18 protein-coding genes and 1 pseudogene are annotated in these 15,739 nt (G+C 69.2%); 10 read left to right on the plus strand and 9 right to left on the minus strand.

The features are described from left to right. Nucleotides 1-95: 95 nt before the first annotated feature. Nucleotides 96-1,382, plus strand: coding sequence for an amidohydrolase family protein (locus tag KXD97_RS06390; protein ID WP_260755930.1), 1,287 nt, complete (start codon nucleotides 96-98; stop codon nucleotides 1,380-1,382). Between the two features lie 5 nt (nucleotides 1,383-1,387). Further along, nucleotides 1,388-2,157, plus strand: a pseudogene (locus KXD97_RS06395) (SDR family NAD(P)-dependent oxidoreductase). On the opposite strand, the gene KXD97_RS06400 reads toward KXD97_RS06395, so the two are convergent. Then, nucleotides 2,123-3,601 (minus strand): sensor domain-containing diguanylate cyclase, encoded by a 1,479-nt coding sequence (locus KXD97_RS06400; RefSeq protein WP_313901355.1) that lies wholly within the window; start codon nucleotides 3,599-3,601, stop codon nucleotides 2,123-2,125. The pseudogene KXD97_RS06395 and the gene KXD97_RS06400 overlap by 35 nt on opposite strands. Nucleotides 3,602-3,708: 107 nt before the next feature. On the opposite strand from KXD97_RS06400, the gene KXD97_RS06405 reads away from it, so the two are divergent. From KXD97_RS06405 to KXD97_RS06430, 6 genes are read left to right on the plus strand one after another with little or no spacing between them, the layout of a single operon-like run. Next, nucleotides 3,709-4,725 (plus strand): GTP-binding protein, encoded by a 1,017-nt coding sequence (locus tag KXD97_RS06405; RefSeq protein ID WP_260755931.1) that lies wholly within the window; start codon nucleotides 3,709-3,711, stop codon nucleotides 4,723-4,725. Nucleotides 4,726-4,743: 18 nt separating this feature from the next. Then, the gene (locus KXD97_RS06410; protein WP_260755932.1) at nucleotides 4,744-5,130 is read left to right on the plus strand and encodes a DUF2237 family protein; all 387 of its coding nucleotides are present in this window, start codon (nucleotides 4,744-4,746) and stop codon (nucleotides 5,128-5,130) included. Between the two features lie 40 nt (nucleotides 5,131-5,170). After that, complete coding sequence (locus KXD97_RS06415; RefSeq protein WP_260755933.1) at nucleotides 5,171-5,710, plus strand: DUF4333 domain-containing protein; 540 nt, start codon at nucleotides 5,171-5,173, stop codon at nucleotides 5,708-5,710. Between the two features lie 30 nt (nucleotides 5,711-5,740). Next, entirely contained in the window at nucleotides 5,741-6,388 is a 648-nt protein-coding gene (locus KXD97_RS06420; protein WP_260755934.1) for an MOSC domain-containing protein, read from the plus strand. A 47-nt stretch (nucleotides 6,389-6,435) separates the two neighbouring features. Continuing rightward, the gene (locus tag KXD97_RS06425; RefSeq protein WP_260755935.1) at nucleotides 6,436-7,656 is read left to right on the plus strand and encodes a mechanosensitive ion channel family protein; all 1,221 of its coding nucleotides are present in this window, start codon (nucleotides 6,436-6,438) and stop codon (nucleotides 7,654-7,656) included. Further along, nucleotides 7,653-8,561, plus strand: a complete 909-nt coding sequence (locus tag KXD97_RS06430) for a phosphotransferase (protein ID WP_260755936.1) — start codon at nucleotides 7,653-7,655, stop codon at nucleotides 8,559-8,561. Before KXD97_RS06425 ends, KXD97_RS06430 begins: the two co-directional genes overlap by 4 nt. Here KXD97_RS06430 and KXD97_RS06435 read toward each other — a convergent pair. The 4 genes from KXD97_RS06435 to KXD97_RS06450 form a co-directional block, all read right to left on the minus strand. Further along, entirely contained in the window at nucleotides 8,543-8,980 is a 438-nt protein-coding gene (locus KXD97_RS06435; protein WP_260755937.1) for a hypothetical protein, read from the minus strand. The two genes, KXD97_RS06430 and KXD97_RS06435, sit on opposite strands and share 19 nt — an antisense overlap. An 80-nt stretch (nucleotides 8,981-9,060) precedes the next feature. Then, nucleotides 9,061-9,777 carry a CoA pyrophosphatase gene (locus KXD97_RS06440; protein ID WP_260755938.1) on the minus strand — a complete coding sequence of 239 codons (717 nt, stop codon included), beginning with the start codon at nucleotides 9,775-9,777 and terminating at the stop codon, nucleotides 9,061-9,063. 39 nt (nucleotides 9,778-9,816) lie between these two features. Beyond that, the gene (locus KXD97_RS06445; protein ID WP_260755939.1) at nucleotides 9,817-11,070 is read right to left on the minus strand and encodes a KasA/KasB family beta-ketoacyl-ACP synthase; all 1,254 of its coding nucleotides are present in this window, start codon (nucleotides 11,068-11,070) and stop codon (nucleotides 9,817-9,819) included. Nucleotides 11,071-11,177: 107 nt separating this feature from the next. Then, nucleotides 11,178-12,167, minus strand: coding sequence for a ferritin-like domain-containing protein (locus KXD97_RS06450; RefSeq protein WP_260755940.1), 990 nt, complete (start codon nucleotides 12,165-12,167; stop codon nucleotides 11,178-11,180). Nucleotides 12,168-12,395: 228 nt separating this feature from the next. On the opposite strand from KXD97_RS06450, the gene KXD97_RS06455 reads away from it, so the two are divergent. Beyond that, nucleotides 12,396-13,406: an iron-containing redox enzyme family protein gene (locus KXD97_RS06455; protein WP_260757861.1), complete on the plus strand. Its 1,011-nt coding sequence runs from the start codon at nucleotides 12,396-12,398 to the stop codon at nucleotides 13,404-13,406. On the opposite strand, the gene KXD97_RS06460 is transcribed toward KXD97_RS06455, so the two are convergent. After that, nucleotides 13,383-13,610: a CDGSH iron-sulfur domain-containing protein gene (locus tag KXD97_RS06460; protein WP_396884731.1), complete on the minus strand. Its 228-nt coding sequence runs from the start codon at nucleotides 13,608-13,610 to the stop codon at nucleotides 13,383-13,385. The genes KXD97_RS06455 and KXD97_RS06460 overlap by 24 nt on opposite strands. After that, nucleotides 13,607-14,299, minus strand: coding sequence for a HemK2/MTQ2 family protein methyltransferase (locus KXD97_RS06465; protein WP_260755941.1), 693 nt, complete (start codon nucleotides 14,297-14,299; stop codon nucleotides 13,607-13,609). Before KXD97_RS06465 ends, KXD97_RS06460 begins: the two co-directional genes overlap by 4 nt. Nucleotides 14,300-14,368: 69 nt before the next feature. Here KXD97_RS06465 and KXD97_RS06470 point away from each other — a divergent pair, with 69 nt between their 5' ends. After that, nucleotides 14,369-14,623 carry a hypothetical protein gene (locus KXD97_RS06470; RefSeq protein WP_260755942.1) on the plus strand — a complete coding sequence of 85 codons (255 nt, stop codon included), beginning with the start codon at nucleotides 14,369-14,371 and terminating at the stop codon, nucleotides 14,621-14,623. A gap of 15 nt (nucleotides 14,624-14,638) precedes the next feature. On the opposite strand, the gene KXD97_RS06475 is transcribed toward KXD97_RS06470, so the two are convergent. Next, entirely contained in the window at nucleotides 14,639-15,340 is a 702-nt protein-coding gene (locus tag KXD97_RS06475) for a cutinase family protein (RefSeq protein WP_260755943.1), read from the minus strand. Nucleotides 15,341-15,381: 41 nt separating this feature from the next. Next, a complete protein-coding gene (locus tag KXD97_RS06480) occupies nucleotides 15,382-15,660 on the minus strand; it encodes a hypothetical protein (RefSeq protein ID WP_260755944.1) in 279 nt (92 codons plus the stop codon). Between the last annotated feature and the right edge of the window lie 79 nt (nucleotides 15,661-15,739).

Below are 15,739 nucleotides of genomic sequence, written 5' to 3' on the forward strand. Positions count from 1 at the left end.
CTGACACCGTCTCCTGAAAGGGCCGGGCCCGGCATGGGCCCGGCCCTTTCGTACTGTGCAGCTAACGTTGCACAGGACTCGAGGAGGTAGCCACGGTGGCCGAGGCCAGTTCGACCGGACAGCGTCTGCTGATCAAGAACGTGCGAATCTTCGACGGTCTGTCCGACCGGGTCACCGACGGCCACGTGCTGATCGTGGGACGCACCGTCGCCGCGGTGGAATCCTCGCCGATCGCTGAGACGGACGGCACCGCCGTGATCGACGGCGGCGGGCGCACCCTGATGCCCGGCATGAGCGACGCGCACATCCATCTCGTCGGAATGGCCAACACCCTGCTCGACCTGGCGATGGGATCCCAGACCCAGCTGGCCGCCTCGACACTGGCCGCGGCGAAGGACACGCTGCTGCGCGGGTTCACCACGGTGCGCGACATGGCCGGTGACACCGCAGGCATCAAGAAGGTGATCGACGCCCGGCCCGAGCTCGGTCCCCGCATCTATCCCAGCCAGGCCGCGATCTCGCAGACCGGCGGCCACGGCGACTTCGGCTTCGTCTACCAGACCCCGACGGCGCTGGGCGGCAGCGAATCCCGCGCTGAGGAGATCGGGTTCATGCGGGTCGCCGACGGCGCAGACCGGGTGCTCGCCGCGGTGCGCGAGCAGCTCAAGCTCGGCGCGTCGCAGATCAAGCTGATGGTCGGTGGCGGTGCCGCTTCCCTGTACGACCCGCTGTACACGGTCCAGTTCACGGCTCCCGAGCTCCGCGCCGCGGTGCAGGCCGCCGCGGATTACGGCACCTACGTGGCCACCCACGTCTACAACGTCACGGGGATACGCCGGGCCGTCGAAGCCGGGGTGAAATCCATCGAACACGGACACCTCGCCGACGAACCGACCATCGCGATGCTCGCCGAGCGTGGCGTCTGGCTGTCCACCCAGCCGTTCGCCGAACACGACCACAGCTTCCTCAACCCGGACAGCGCCGAAAAGAACCGCGAGATCTGCGCCGGCACCGATCAGCTGTTCGGCTGGGCCACCAAGCACGGGGTCAAGACCGCATGGGGAACCGATCTGCTGTTCGAACCCGACCGCGACGACCTGCAGAGCGCGATGGCAGTCCGGCTCGGCGAGTACATGACCACCGTCGACGCCCTCAAGATGCTCACCTCCGGCAACGCCGAACTGTTCCGGCTGGCCGGCGACCGCGACCCGTACCGGGCGGCCCGTCTGGGTGAGATCACCGTCGGCGCCTGGGCCGACGTGCTGCTCGTCGACGGAGATCCGACCACGGACCTGCGCCTGCTGGGCAATCCGCGGCAGAATCTGGCCGTCATCGTCAAGGACGGCGTGGTCGTCAAGAACCAGCTGGCTGCCCTACCGTGACGGGCGTGACCCCGAAGGTTCCGGAGACGCTGCTCGAGGGTCGATCCGTGATCGTCACCGGCGCAGCCCGCGGCGTGGGCAGGGGCATCACGTCGGCGCTGCTCGCACGTGGCGCGTCGGTGCTGGCCGTCGATCGCGACGAGCAGACGCTGCACGACACCGTGGCCGAGCTCGGCCCGCGGGTTCGACCGCTGGTCGCCGACCTCCGCGAACCGGACTGCGCGCAGCGCATCATCGGCGCCGCTGTGGACGCGTTCGGCACGGTGCACGGTCTGGTGAACAACGCGATCGCCACCAACGAGCCCAAGCCTTTCCAGGACATCACCCGCGAGGACTACGACCTGGTCTTCGACGTGGGTCCACGCGCGACATTCGAGCTGATGCAGGCGGTGTACCCGGTGCCGTCGGCAACGGGGGCGGCAGCGTCGTCAACCTCGGGTCCGGGTCGGGCACCCTCGGGAAACCGAAGTTCGGCGCGTACGCCGGAGCCAAGGAAGCGATCCGCGGCATCTCCAAGGCCGCCGCGATGGAGTGGGCCAGAGACGGCATCCGGGTCAATGTGGTGTGCCCGTTCGCCGAATCCGACGGCATCCGGTTGTGGCGGGAGATGGCGCCCGAGGCCTACGAACGCAGCCTGCGCAGCGTGCCGATGGGCCGGCTGGGTGACGTCGGCACCGATATCGGTCCTGTGGTCTGCTTCCTGATCAGCGACGAATCGGCCTATGTCACAGCGCAAACCGTCATGGTCGACGGTGGAACCGCCGGCTTCCGTTGAGCTGCGACACGCAGTAGGCGCCGAGGACCTCGACCAGCGGGGCGATCCTGACCAGCTCGTGGTGTCCGTCGTGCGAGAAAAACTCGAGCAGATAGCTCTCGCGGCCGGCCGGCACGCCGACCCCCAGCACGGCGCGGTACCCGAGCCGGGCCAGCAACGCCGCCTCGGCCCGATCGGATCCGGGGACGTCCGGTCCCGCGATGAACGTGGTGCCCTCGTGAACGGCGCGGGCCGACGCGGGATACGCGGACAGCGGATAGCAGGACGGTCCCAGATCGGTGATCACGGACAACCCGGACTCTGCCCGCCGAACGCAGTCCACGCAGCGCAGCGTGCGCAGCGCGGCGCCGGGCGCGCATTCCGAGATGGCCCAGGCGGCGACCCCGGTGACCTGCTGGACCTGGACGGCGAGCAGTTCCAACGCCAGGGGCAGCGTCAGACCGGGCTGCTCCGAGAGCATGCGGACGACCGTCCCGGGCAGACTCTCGATCGGCGGTCGCGCCTCGGTGACCCGCCGATTCACCGGGGCCGGCACCGTGGTCATCGTCTCGGCGGTGCTGTAATGCGCCGGGCCCTGACGTTTGGCCTCCATCAGCGCAGCGTCGGCGGCGGCCAGAAGTGCGTTGCCGTCCCGGATCCCGGGACCGGCCGCGGCCGCACCCCAGGACACGGTCACCGCAGACGTCACCGTCGACCGGATGGCCGTCGTCGCGTCCATGGCGAAGACCTGCGCCGAGGCCATGGTGGCGTCGGGCAGCAGCACGCAGAACTCGTCCCCACCCAGCCGGGCGGCCACCGCGCCGTCGATCGTCGTGGTCAGACGCTCCAGTTCCCGGGCCACTCCGCGCAGCAGCCGATCCCCGGCAGGGTGGCCCTCCCTGTCGTTGATGCGCTTGAACCCGTCGAGGTCGCACATGAGCGCCACCGTAATCACTGTGTCCCAGTCGGTTTCGTTCATGCGCCGGTCGATGGCCCGCCGGTTGGCGATGCCGGTCAGCGGATCCTCGAACGCGTACCGCCACACTGTGGTGAGCAACTCTGAGCGGCCGATCGCCACCGCGGTGTGCGCGGCGATCGCCTGCAACAGCCGGGTGTCGTCGAGATCGAAGCGGCGCCCGCCGTCTCCGGTCGCGCTGATCTCGCCCCAGACCGAGTCGCCCACCACGACCGGAACGGCCAGACGATGCTGGTGCGGCGAACGATCCCCCACCTCGATCAGCGTGCGCAACGCCCTGCGGTCGCGTTCCCACCGGCTGATCGACACCGACGCCGCACCCAGCGCCGACGCCCCCTGTTCGGCGACGACCTCGAGCACCTCGTCGAAGTGCTCAGCCCGCGAAACGGCGTCGGAGATTCGCAACAACGCCTTGAGCGCAGGCAGACTGGCGGTCGCGTCAGCGATGCGGGTTGCCGTGTCGACGCCGCCGTCCGTCCCACCCTGCACGAAATCCCCCAATCCGCCGGCCAAAGCGGAGCGCCTGTCATGCTACTCACATCCGGGCGGTGTCGTGGCTGGTGAGGCGAGGTGAGCGACCGGTAGCCTGCCGGGCTGTGCAGCCGATACCCGTCATCGCGTTGACCGGCTACCTCGGCGCCGGCAAGACGACTCTTCTCAACCACGTGTTACGCAGCCCCGATGCGCGAATCGGGGTGATCATCAACGACTTCGGCGAACTGAACGTCGACGCTGGGCTGGTCACCGGACAGGTCGACGAACCCGCATCGATCGCCGGCGGGTGCATCTGCTGCCTGCCCGACGAGGGCGGTCTGGATGCCGCACTGGCCCGTCTGGCCGATCCCAAGCTGCGGCTGGACGCGATCATCGTCGAGGCCAGCGGCCTGGCCGATCCGGTGGCGGTGTCCCGGATCATCCGGTTCAGTGGCGTCGATGGGGTGCGGCCGGGCGGGGTCGTCGACGTCATCGACGCGGCGACGCACTTCGACACCGTCGACCGCGACCCCACTCCCCCGGCGCGCTACGCCGCGGCCACCCTCGTGGTGGTCAACAAGCTCGACCAGATCGCCGGGCACGACCGCGACGCCGCGCTGGAGCGCATCGAGCACCGGGTCCGCGCGCTCAATTCCCACGCCTACGTCGTCGGCGTCACCGCTGGACGGGTCGACCCGGCGCTGCTCTACGACGTCGCCGGGGACGCCGACCACATCGGCCAGCTCACCTTCCGCGAGTTGTGGTCCGACACCGCGACCGACACCCACCACCACACCCATGCTGATTCGGTGACGGTGACCGCAGCAGGCTGTGTGGATCCCGGGGCGGTCATCGATCTGCTCGAGGAGCCGCCGCCCGGGGTGTACCGGATCAAGGGCACGATCGCAGTGCGTTATCGGGCCTCGACGCGGCGGTACACCGTCAACGTGGTCGGGCCGTCGGTGCACGTCGCGGTCGCTCCACCGAACGCACCGGCCAACAGCCTGGTCGCGATCGGGATGCACCTCGACGCGGACGGAACGCGGGAGCAGATGCGCGCGGCGCTGACGCCGGTGGACGGGGCGGCGCCGGCACACGGTGTGCGACGTCTGCAGCGATACCGCAGGCTCAGCATCTGACTCGGCGATACTGACCCGATGGCGGATCGGAACGTTCTCGGCGCACCGTTGGAACCCTGCGGAACCGAACCCATGACCGGGTTCTACCGCGACGGGTGCTGCAGCACCGGCGACGAGGACCTGGGCCGGCACACCATCTGCGCGGTGGTGACCGCCGAGTTCCTCAGGCACCAGCGTTCGATCGGCAACGATCTGTCCACGCCGATGCCGGCGTACCGGTTCCCCGGGCTGGTGCCCGGCGACCGGTGGTGTGTGACGGCGCTGAACTGGCTGCGCGCGCACACCGACGGGTACGCCTGCCCGGTGGTGCTCGCCTCGACACACGAGCGCACCCTGGACTCGGTGCCGCTGGAGGTACTGCGGCGATACGCCGTCGACGTGCCGGACGATCCGGCCGGTTTATGACCCTTTACCTGCGCATCTGCAGTCAATATGATCTTGACCCATGTCACTGAGCCCGACCGCCCGGACCGCGTCGTCTGTTCTGCTCGCCTGCGGTGCGGCGCTGGTCGCGTCGGCGTGCCAGTTCTCGTTCGGTACCGGCGGGCTCGATTACGACAAGCTGGAGAAGGCGATCACCGACGAGCTCAACAGCAGCTACTCCTCGATCGACCAGCAGGTCTCCGGCGTCGAGTGCCCCGAACAGGAGCCGAGCCCGGGAAAGGGCGACACCTTCGACTGCACCGCCGAGGTCGGCGGACAGACCGTCCGGGTCGCGTCCACCATCACCGACGACGACTACAACGTGGACTTCAGCACCAAAGACACGCTGTACGACTTGCCAAGCACCGCAAGCGCATTGACCGATGAGCTGTCGAACCAGCTGCAGTTCCCCGTCACGGTGGACTGCGGTGAGGGGCTCAAGGCCGTCGAGATCGGAAAGACGTTCGACTGTGTCGCCACCGACCAGCAGGGCGAGGAACGGACCGTGCGGATCACCGCGGAACCGGTCGGCGAGAACGACAGCTGGGAATTGCTGGAGTAAATCGCTCGCACCGCCTGGTTAGCTGTTCTCATGGCTTCGGTTCTGACAGTGAACACGGCGACCTTCCCCCTCGACCTCGGATTCCGCACATCCGGAATCGACAAGCGCCCCAGCGCTGAACCCCTGGCCGTGCGCGCCCCGGGTCCCCGCAGAGGCGGGCTCGGCAGCGGCGTCGTCGGCGACTCGGTATGCGACAGCAAGTACCACGGCGGCGACGACCAGGCGGTGTACGCCTACGCCCGCGAGCACCTCGACCGCTGGGCCGGTGAACTCGGCCGCGATCTCACCAACGGCATGTTCGGGGAGAACCTGACCACTTCCGGCGTCGACCTCACCGCGTGCCTGATCGGCGAACGCTGGGCGGTCGGCGACGACGGCCTGCTGCTGGAGGTCACCAGCCCCCGCACCCCGTGCCAGACCTTCGCCAAGTTCCTCGGCATCCGCGGCTGGATCAAGACCTTCACCGCCGCCGGGATGCCGGGTGCGTATTTCCGGGTCATCGAGCCGGGCACGGTTCGCGCCGGCGATCCCATCGAGGTTGTCCACCGGCCGGACCACACTGTGACGATCGGCACAGTGTTCCGCGCGATCATGGGCGAACGGGAGCTGCTGCCCAGCTTGGCGGCCGCGGACGCGCTGCCGGACAAGATCAAGGCGAAGGTCGCCAAGGCGGGCTGACGGCGCCCCACGTTTCACGTCAGCCACCTCGGGAAGGCTGCACAGATATGGACGACGCGATCGAATTGACCTCAGCTACTCATCTCGCCGTCAATGCCGCCTGGATGGCAGGCGCCGTCGCAGCGGGCTACGGGCTCGGCCTGGCCGTGTCGTGGGTGCTGCTGCGGCTGGGCCGTCACAACGCTGTCATGCGCGAAGTGGCTCAGCTGACCCGGATGCCGCTGCGCGCGACCCTGGTGGTCATCGCGGCCACCGTGGCCGTGCGGCGGATCAGCGACGGGCAGGCGGGCTGGCGCGGCTGGCTGGACCACACGCTGGTGATCGCGCTCATCGCGACCCTGACCTGGGTGGCGGTGAGCCTGGTCCGGGTGGTCGAACGCCAGGTGATCTCCCGCTTCGCCGGCGGTGACGAAGGATTGACCGATGCCGACCGGCATCGCCGCAAGATCAAGACGCAGGTCACCGTGCTGCGGCGGCTCGTCGTCGCCGTCGTTGTCATGCTGGGCGCGGCCGCGGCGCTGATGACGTTCCCGTCGTTCAGTGACATCGGCAAGACGCTGTTCGCGTCGGCCGGGGTGTTGACGGTGGTGGCCGGCCTCGCCGCGCAGACCTCCCTCGGTTCGGTGTTCGCCGGTATCCAGATCGCGTTCTCCGACGCCATCCGTGTCGGCGACATCGTGGTGCTGGAGGACGAGTGGGGCCGCATCGAGGAGATCACACTGACCTACGTCGTGGTGCATCTGTGGGATGAGCGGCGGCTGGTGCTGCCGTGCACATACTTCACCAGCACGCCGTTCCAGAACTGGACCCGGAACGCGACCGAACTGCTCGGCACCGTGGAGCTCGACGTGGACTTCACTGCCCCGTTCGAGGAGATGCGCGCCGAACTCGACCGCATGCTGCACGCGAACGAGAAGTGGGACGGCCGGGTCGGCGTTTTGCAGGTGACCGACGCCGTCGACGGGCTCGTCCGGGTGCGAATACTGGTCAGCGCGCCCAACGCCGGCGCGGTGTTCGACCTGCGCTGCGATATCCGCGAGGGCATGGTCGCCTGGCTGCAGCGCTCCAATCCCGGTGCGCTGCCCCGTCAGCGGCTCGAACACCACACCCAGTCCGGCCGCACGGTCGAGACCGCACCGCATGCCGCATCGCAGGCCGACTCGGGACTGTTCAGCGGCAGCGCGCACGCCGAGCGCCGCGGCCGCGCGTTCGATCACGCCGGCAACCCCCCAGAGAGCGTGCTGGCCGGGGTGCGCCACCACGAATGACGGGTGACAGAACCGGGCGCGCGGTGGCCGCCGCCGTGACCGCCGGACGCAACCTCGGACTCGATGTGCGGCACGGCGCGGTGCTCCACGATGTGTTCTCCGTGGTGGTACACCTGCAACCGGAGCCGGTGGTCGCGCGTGTCCCGGTAGTGCTGACCAGCAGCGCCCGGCCCGAACAGCAGAGCGTGCGCCAGCAGCGCGAACTCGACGTCGCCGCGTGGCTGCACGATCAGGGCGTTCCCGTGGTCCCGCCGTCGCCTCTGGTGCCCCGTCGCCCCGTGCGCCGCGACGGATTCTCGATGACATTCTGGGAGCTGGCCGATCTGGCGCCCGACCATGAGCCGTATCGCGGTGCCGGCATGTCCTACAGCGCGGCGCTGCACGCGGCCCTGGCCGGCTACCCCGGCGAGCTGCCGTTCCTGGGTCCGTTCAACGACGGGTTGCCGGAGATGCTCGAGCATCTCGGGACCGTCGACCTTCTGACCGTGGCCGAGATCGATCGGGCCCGCGACGAATTCGCCGACCTTCGGGAGATGTTGTCTGACCGCGCGGCGTTCGCGGCCGCCTTCGGTGGGATTGCGGTGCAGCCGCTACAAGGAGACGCGCCGTCGCACAACGTGATCCGGACGACGTCGGGCATCCGGTTCTCCGACTTCGAAGACGTCACCAGCGGACCAGTGGAATGGGACCTCGCGCTACTGGAGGCCGACGCCGTCGCCGAATACGACGCCGCGGCACGGCGGCGCGGGATGCGCACCAACGACCCGCAGGTACGGACGACCATGGACCGCGCGCGCCGGCTGCAGTTCATCGGCTGCCTGACCTTGATTCCCCAGTTACCGGTCCTCGCTCAGGGACTGAGCGAGGTCCTCGCGCAGTGGCGGGCTCAGGTGGGCAGCCCGTAGTCCATCGGCGGGCCGTCGGGTCCGACGGCGCCCTGGTCGGCGATCGCGGTGGCCACCGCGACCCCGTCGTGCACGACGCCGAGCACCACGACGTGGCGCTTGAGGGTGCTGGGCCGGCCGATCTGATGGGTGTCGGCGGTGATGCGGAAGGTGGTGGTCTGCCCGTCGGGGGTGCTCGTCGTCAGCGAGTCCTTCGTCACCGCGATCACCTGGCCGGCGCGGTGGATCTGCTGCGGCGCCGGTGTCGACACCGCAGGTTGCCGCGGCGTGGGCTGCGGCTGCGTCTGCGCCACCGAGGACGTCCACAGCCAGCCCGCCGCGCCCGCGGCGACCATCATCGCCGCCGTGGTGAAACGGTGCGTGACCTGGGGGTCCCGGCTCACCTGCCGGTGCCGTGCGCGGTGCTCGATCGTTGCCATGTCGAGGTGTGGTCTACCCCAACCGCGCATCCTGAAACGGATATGCGAGACCGGTGACCGTTTGCCGGCGGCGGTAGGCCCTACCGCCAGGCGAACACCGGTTGCTCGAGTTGATCGACCGGATCGTGCCGCCCCTCCAGGCACAGCCAGCGCAGCTGCAGCAGCACCGCGCCGGTGGGTGCGTGGATCAGGTCGTTGCCGAGCGGGACCTGCACCACGGGCCGGGGGCTCTCGGGAATGCTGATGAACCTCGGTGAATCCTCACGCAGGAGCTGATGCAGCCCGACGCGATAGGCCGCGACCACCTCGTCGGGGGCAGGGCGCGGATCCAGCCGGCCACCGCCCCAGAGCACGACCGGGGTGATCACGTAGCCGGAGCGGGTCGGGTAGTCGTCGAGCAGTCCCAGCACCGCGGTGTCGGGCAGCCGGACCCCGAGCTCCTCGTCGAGCTCCCGCAGTGCGGCCTGGACGACCGTCTCGCCCGGATCCACCCGCCCACCCGGCAGCGCCCATTGCGCCGAGTGTGAGGAGAGCCGAGATGCCCTGCGGCACAGGAAGAACGCCGCACCGCCGGAGACATCGACCATCCGCCCGTCGAGGTCCTCGGGCATCGGCCTGCCCGCAATCCAGTCCTCGACCGGAGCCGGATCCACCCGGTCCTCGCCGACCAGCGAATCGACGAGCACCACCGCGACGGCGGCGTGCCGCTTCGACGGATCGGTCACGGTCCGGCGGTCGTGCCCGGTCAAACGGTGCAGCACCTGATCGCGCAACCGGTCGTCGTAGGAGATCGTCACGGCTCGAGGGTAAACACAGGGCCTTTCAGCAGGCGTTGGTCAGTCGCTGCCGAAGAGCAGCGCCACGTTGTGCCCGCCGAAGCCGAAGGTTCCGCTCAGCGCGCAGCCCAGCGGGGCCCGGCGAGGGGCGCCCGCGACGACGTCGAGATCGATCTCGGGGTCGATGGTCTCCAGATTCAGCGTCGGCGGGATCACCGCGTCGCGCAATGCCTGCACCGTCAGCACCGCCTCCACCGCCCCGGATGCTCCCATCGAATGACCGAGCGCCGCTTTCGGCGCCCACACCGCCGGATGGTGGCTACCGAAAACCTTGCCGAGCGCACGCGCTTCGGACAGGTCTCCGTCCCGCGTCCCCGCGGCGTGGGCGTTGACATGGTCCACCTCGTCGGCCGCGACCCCGCCGAGACGCAGGGCCCGGCTGATCGCGGACGCGGCGAGCTCGCCCTCCGGATCGGGTTCGAAGGCGTCGTGGGCGTCAGCGGTCACGCCGACACCGAGCATCCGCGCCAGCACCCGGGCGTTCCTCGCCCGCGCATGCTCCTCGGATTCGAGCAGCAGCAGCGCGCCGGCCTCGCCGAACACCATGCCGTCGCGCGAGGCGTCGAACGGTTTGCACGCCGCCTCGGGATGCTCGTTGTCGTGCGCGAGCAGCCCCTGGTTGTAGAACGCCGCGATCGGCACCGCCTCGATCCTGGACTCCACACCACCGCAGATCGCCATGTCGGCCTCCCCGAGTGTGATCAGCCGCCACGCCTCGGCCACCGCCGCCGCACCGGACGCGTCGGCGGCCATCGGGGCGATGACCCCGGCTTTGGCCTGGCGGTCCAGGCCTACGGCCGCGGCCGGGGCGTTCGGCATGTGCATCTGCACGGCCAGCGGCGACACGGCCCGCATCCCGCGGGAACGGAAGTCGTCATAGGCCGTGACCAGATCGCGGGTGCTTCCGAACGCATGGCTGATCGAGACGAGCAGGCGGCTGGTGTCGATGTCGGGCGTTCCGGCCTGGTCCCACAACCGGCGGTTGAGCACCAGAGCCATCTTCTGCATGTAGGACAGCCGGCGGATCTCGACCTTGCTCAGCTGGGGGTCGAACTCCTCGGTCAGCTGGCCACCGATCCGGACGGGCAGGTCGAACTCCTCGACGAAGGGCGCGTCGATGGTGCGGACACCGCTTCGGCCGGCGATCAGGCCGTCCCACGTCTGTTCGGCATCGGCGGCCAGGGCCGTGGTGGAGGCGACCGCTGTCACCACCACGCCCGGACGCCCGTCACGTCGGTCAAAGGGACCAGCCATCGTTCGCGTCACCCCCACTTATTCCGGTCGGAGACCTCTCACCTCACTCGAGGTTAAACGCACACGGCCGGCACGGGTGTCCCGTGCCGGCCTGTGGCGTGGAAGCGTCAGCTGATGCCGACCACCTCCTGCGCGATGGCGGCCAGGCGGGTCTGCGCCGCGGACACCACACGCTGGCGGTTCTTGTGGGCTTCCTCGTAGGCCACGATGATGCGGATATCGGCCGGATCGGTGAGGTCCTTCACGGCGTTGGCCGCATCGTTGACGTTGAGTTCGTCGTAGCCGGCGATCGGCAGCTCCTCGGGCTCGAGGATGCCGGTCGCACCGCGCGCGGCGTGGATCAGGTCGGCGGCGTCTTCGGCGCCCTGTTCGCGGGTGATGCGCTCGGCGGCCTGCAGCGCCCCGTCGCGGGCCCCGGCGAGAGCCTTGGCGGCCACATCACCGGTCTGCGAGCCGCGCTCGACCAGGTCGGCGACCGTCGGACGCACCGAACGGATCGCTTCGGCGACACGCTCCGCGCCGCGGGTCGACCACGTGAACGGCAGGTTCGCGAGCTTGACGGCCAACCCGGCCGCTGCCTGCAGCGGCGTCCGGCGCAGCGCCGCCGGACCGCCGAGGGCGTCCTCGGCGAGCACGGTCGTCAGCCACTCCACGGTCGCAGAGTGCGCGGTGATCAGGCGTCCGGCCAACTGCTCGACGTCCTGCTCCTTCGCGGCGACGGCGAGCGCCTTGACGTAGCGCGACCGGTCCAGCAGCTGGCCTTCGAGCGCGAGGTCACCGAGCAGCGCCTCGTCGAACGGCTCGGCCTGCTCGGTCAGCGCCTTCACCGCAGCGGCGGCGCGACCCAGGAACGGTCCGATGATGTCCGGGAAACCACCCAGCTCGCGAATCGCCTTCTCGATCGCTTCGGCGCGGATCTTGGCGTTCTCGGCGTTCTGGGTCAGTTCACGCCGCACGGCGTCCGTGCGGGCCTGGGAGACCCTGGTCTCGGCGACCTGGATCTCGGTGTGGGTCAGGTCCAGCACGGTGCGTAGCTGCGCGATCAGTGTGGCCTTGATGGATTCGGTCGATTCGACATTCCTCGTCGGTGCGGCCATGTAGTTGTTCACCCCTTGTCTGAGATTGCATTGCTGCGATTTCTTCAGCGCTGTGGTGCGCTCGCTCCTCCGGTTACCCGACCGGCCGGGGTGTCATCGCGTTCTGCGCCCGATGTGAAAAACCCTGCAATACGTGTGGGTTGGCGCGCTGAACGGGTACACCTGCCCGGCTGGAGACGGCGGTCACCCGGTTTGACCGCCCTCCACGTGGGTAAATACGCCGACGTGATGCCGACGCTGGTGCAACCCCGATTGCCTGAACCCCGTGGTCCGATCTCGCTGTCAGTGCTCGAGCAGTTGGCCGAGCGCGCCCCGCTGCGTTATCTGACCCGCGTCGAGACCTCGCTGGCCGACGCCGACCCCGCCGGGCTGGACCTTCAGCTCGCGCTCTACGTCTGCTATGAGCTGCACTACCGGGGCTTCGCCGGGGTAGACGCCAACTGGGAGTGGAACGCCGGATTGCTGTATTTGCGCGGGCGCCTCGAAGAGCTGTTTCTCGAAGACGTCCGCAGGGGTGTCGGCGAGATCGAGCCCGACGTGTCGGCACTCGAAGAGCTCGACAAGCTCTGCGTGGAGCCCGTGAACGGCAGCGGCCCGTCATACCACCTGCGCGACAAGGGCACCTGGGAGCAGATGCGGGAGTACTTTGCGCATCGCTCGCTGTATCACCTCAAGGAGGGAGATCCGCACGCCTGGGCGATTCCGCGGTTGACCGGCCAGGCCAAGGCCTCGTTCGTCGCCGTCGAATTCGACGAGTTCGGCGCGGGCAAGGGTGCGCGCCTGCACCAGCAGCTGTTCGCCGACCTGATGGCCGCCGCCGGGCTGGACACCACCTACCTCGGCTACCTCGGGGACGTGCCGGCCGAAACGCTGGCCGTGGTGAACCTGATGTCGATGTTCGGCCTGCACCGGCGGCTACGGGGTTGTGCGGTAGGGCATTTCGCCGCCACCGAGGTGACGTCCCCGCCGGGATCGCGCCGCATGGTGCAGGCGCTGCAGCGGTTGGGTGCGCCGCAGGAGTGCTGGGCGTTCTACGCCGAGCACGTCGAAGCCGATGCGGTGCACGAGCAGGTGGTGCGCACCGATGTGGTCGGCGACCTGGTCGCCCGGGAGCCGGAACTCGACCGGGACGTGGTCTTCGGCATCCGCGCCTTCGACCTGGTCGAGAACCGGCTGGCCGATCACCTCATGCAGTGCTGGCGCGGCGGGCGGTCGTCACTGCGCCGCCCCCTGGACTGATTCGCAGGCCTGCTCACCGGCGCGCGCCCGGCGCCGGTGACTGGTGTCGCACAGCGGGTAGGTCTTCGATCTGCGGCATGCGCAGATCGCCACCATGAAGCGATCGGATTCCACGGTGCTTCCGTCGGGAAGCTCGATGCAGACCGGGCCTTCGACCATCACCGGTCCGCCGGGCACGACGCGGACCACCCGCGCCTCGGTCACGGCGCGTCCGCGCGGACGACGACGATGCGCTCCTGCCTGCTGCCGCGCGGCAGCAGGCCGGCCTTCATCAGCCACGGCGCACGCGCCATCATCACCGGACCAAATGGAATAAGTTGCTGCGCAATGACTTCGGCCCGCATACCCTGGGCCCGCAAGTCGCTGAGCGTGCGCTTGACGTTCGAGCATTCCGAATGCACGATCAGCATGGTGCCACCCTCGTTCAGCAGCAGAGGCGCTGCCGCACACAGTGGGTCGAGCACCATCCGGCCGTCGGGGCCGGCATCCCAGGCCCGTGACGGACCGGCCATGGCCGGGATCTCCTCGCCGTCCACGTCGGGAGCCTTCGGGACATACGGCGGATTGGCGAGCACAACGTCATAGGGGCCGAATTCCACCGCGCGTGCCCATGATCCGCGGTGCACGTCGATGTCCACCCCGGCTGCGAGCGCATCTAAGCGGGTGCGTTGCACGGCCTTCGGACAGATGTCGAATGCCGTCACCTCGGCGGCGCCGGAAGCGGCGGCGGCGATGGCGACGACACCGCTGCCGGTACAGAGGTCGGCGACCCGTGCTCCGGGCAACACGCCGGCCGCGACGGCGGCGTCGATCAGCAGCTGCGAATCCTCTTGCGGGGGATAGACCTCGGCTCCGAGTTCCGGTGCCTCGAATTCGGTATATGCGCTCGTCACGGATCTTTGATGCCCAATTCCCGCACGTCCAAACGTTTGTCCTGATCGGCGGTGGGAACCCCACGCACCATGAGCATCTGCGACACCTGCGGCAACGACTACGACAAGGCCTTCACCGTGACGTTCCACGACGGGCGGAACGCGACGTTCGACAGTGTCGAGTGTGCGGCGGCTGCGCTGGCCCCAGAGTGCGGGCACTGCGGTTGCCGCATCCTCGGCCACGGGATCGAGACCGACGAAGGCATCTTCTGCTGCGCCCACTGCGCCCGCAAGGACACCAACGCCGACGTCAACGACCGCTATCCGGTTCCCGCCGGCGGGTGACCCCCGGCCGGGGCGTCAGAGCCGGCCCGCCGCGAATGCCGCGCCCTCGTTGGTCATTCCGTTGACCTGGTAAAGGGCGTGCGCGAAGTTCGGTCCGCCGTCCGGCGCGCCGTCACAGATGGTGTCACCGGGGGCACACAGCTGAATCGTCTTGTCGGCGTACAGCGGCCCCACGGTGATGGCCGGGGCGCCGAACTTCTGCAGGAAAGGAGCCGACGGCGTGCCGAAAAGCACCACGGCAGCGACGCGTTCGGCGACCTCCGGCGGCAACGGGGCCGGAGCCGCCGCGGCGGGCACCGAGTCGGGCACCCTGTCGGAGGTCGCGAAACCCGAGACCACCGCGCCCTGCGAGAAGCCGCCGAGCACCAGGCGGGTGTCGGGACAGTCGACCGACATGGTCTGCAGCCGGTTGCCCGCGTCGCGGATACCGTCGATGACCGTCTGGGCGAACGCGACGCGATCGCCGAAATTGTTGGCCGCGGGGTAGTTCACCGCGTACACGCCGACAGAGCGGGGGCCGGCCTGGGCCCGCAGCGAATCGACGAACGCCTGGCCGACCCCACCCACGCCCGGTGCTTCACTGGTACCGCGGGCGAACACCACCTCGACATCGGGGCACGCCTGGGCCGCCGCCCCCGGTGACCCCGGCCCTGCGATCGCGGTGAACGCACCCATGACGGCCGCACCGGCGATACCTGCTACTCGACTCATTCTCATGGTGTGGTCAGTACCACCGGCTTCGGCCGGTCAAACGGTGGTCACTGCCCCTGGTGCGGTGTGGGGCTCTGCGGGGACTCCCACTTCGACTCAAGCGCCCGCGTCACCCGGGTGTGCCCGGGCAGCTCCGCGTCGAATGTCTGACCGTCGTCGGCCTCCAGCGTGAGCAGCAATCCCTCGTCGGAGGATGCGCCGTTCGGGTCGATGTGCACGACCTTGTACTGGCAGTCCTGCGCGTCGGGGGCATCCGGCAGCGGCAACGAGATGAGGTCTCCTGGCGCGACCGAGTCAAGACGGTCGCCGTCTGGCTGGGCAGTCATAGGACAGACCGTACGCGGCAGGCCCGCGGTTCGATCGCCGGCCAATGGGTATCGCTGCCAGCGAGCGAGAGGAGTACAT

The sequence above is a fragment of the Mycobacterium sp. SMC-8 genome (assembly GCF_025263565.1).
Classification (GTDB): domain Bacteria; phylum Actinomycetota; class Actinomycetes; order Mycobacteriales; family Mycobacteriaceae; genus Mycobacterium.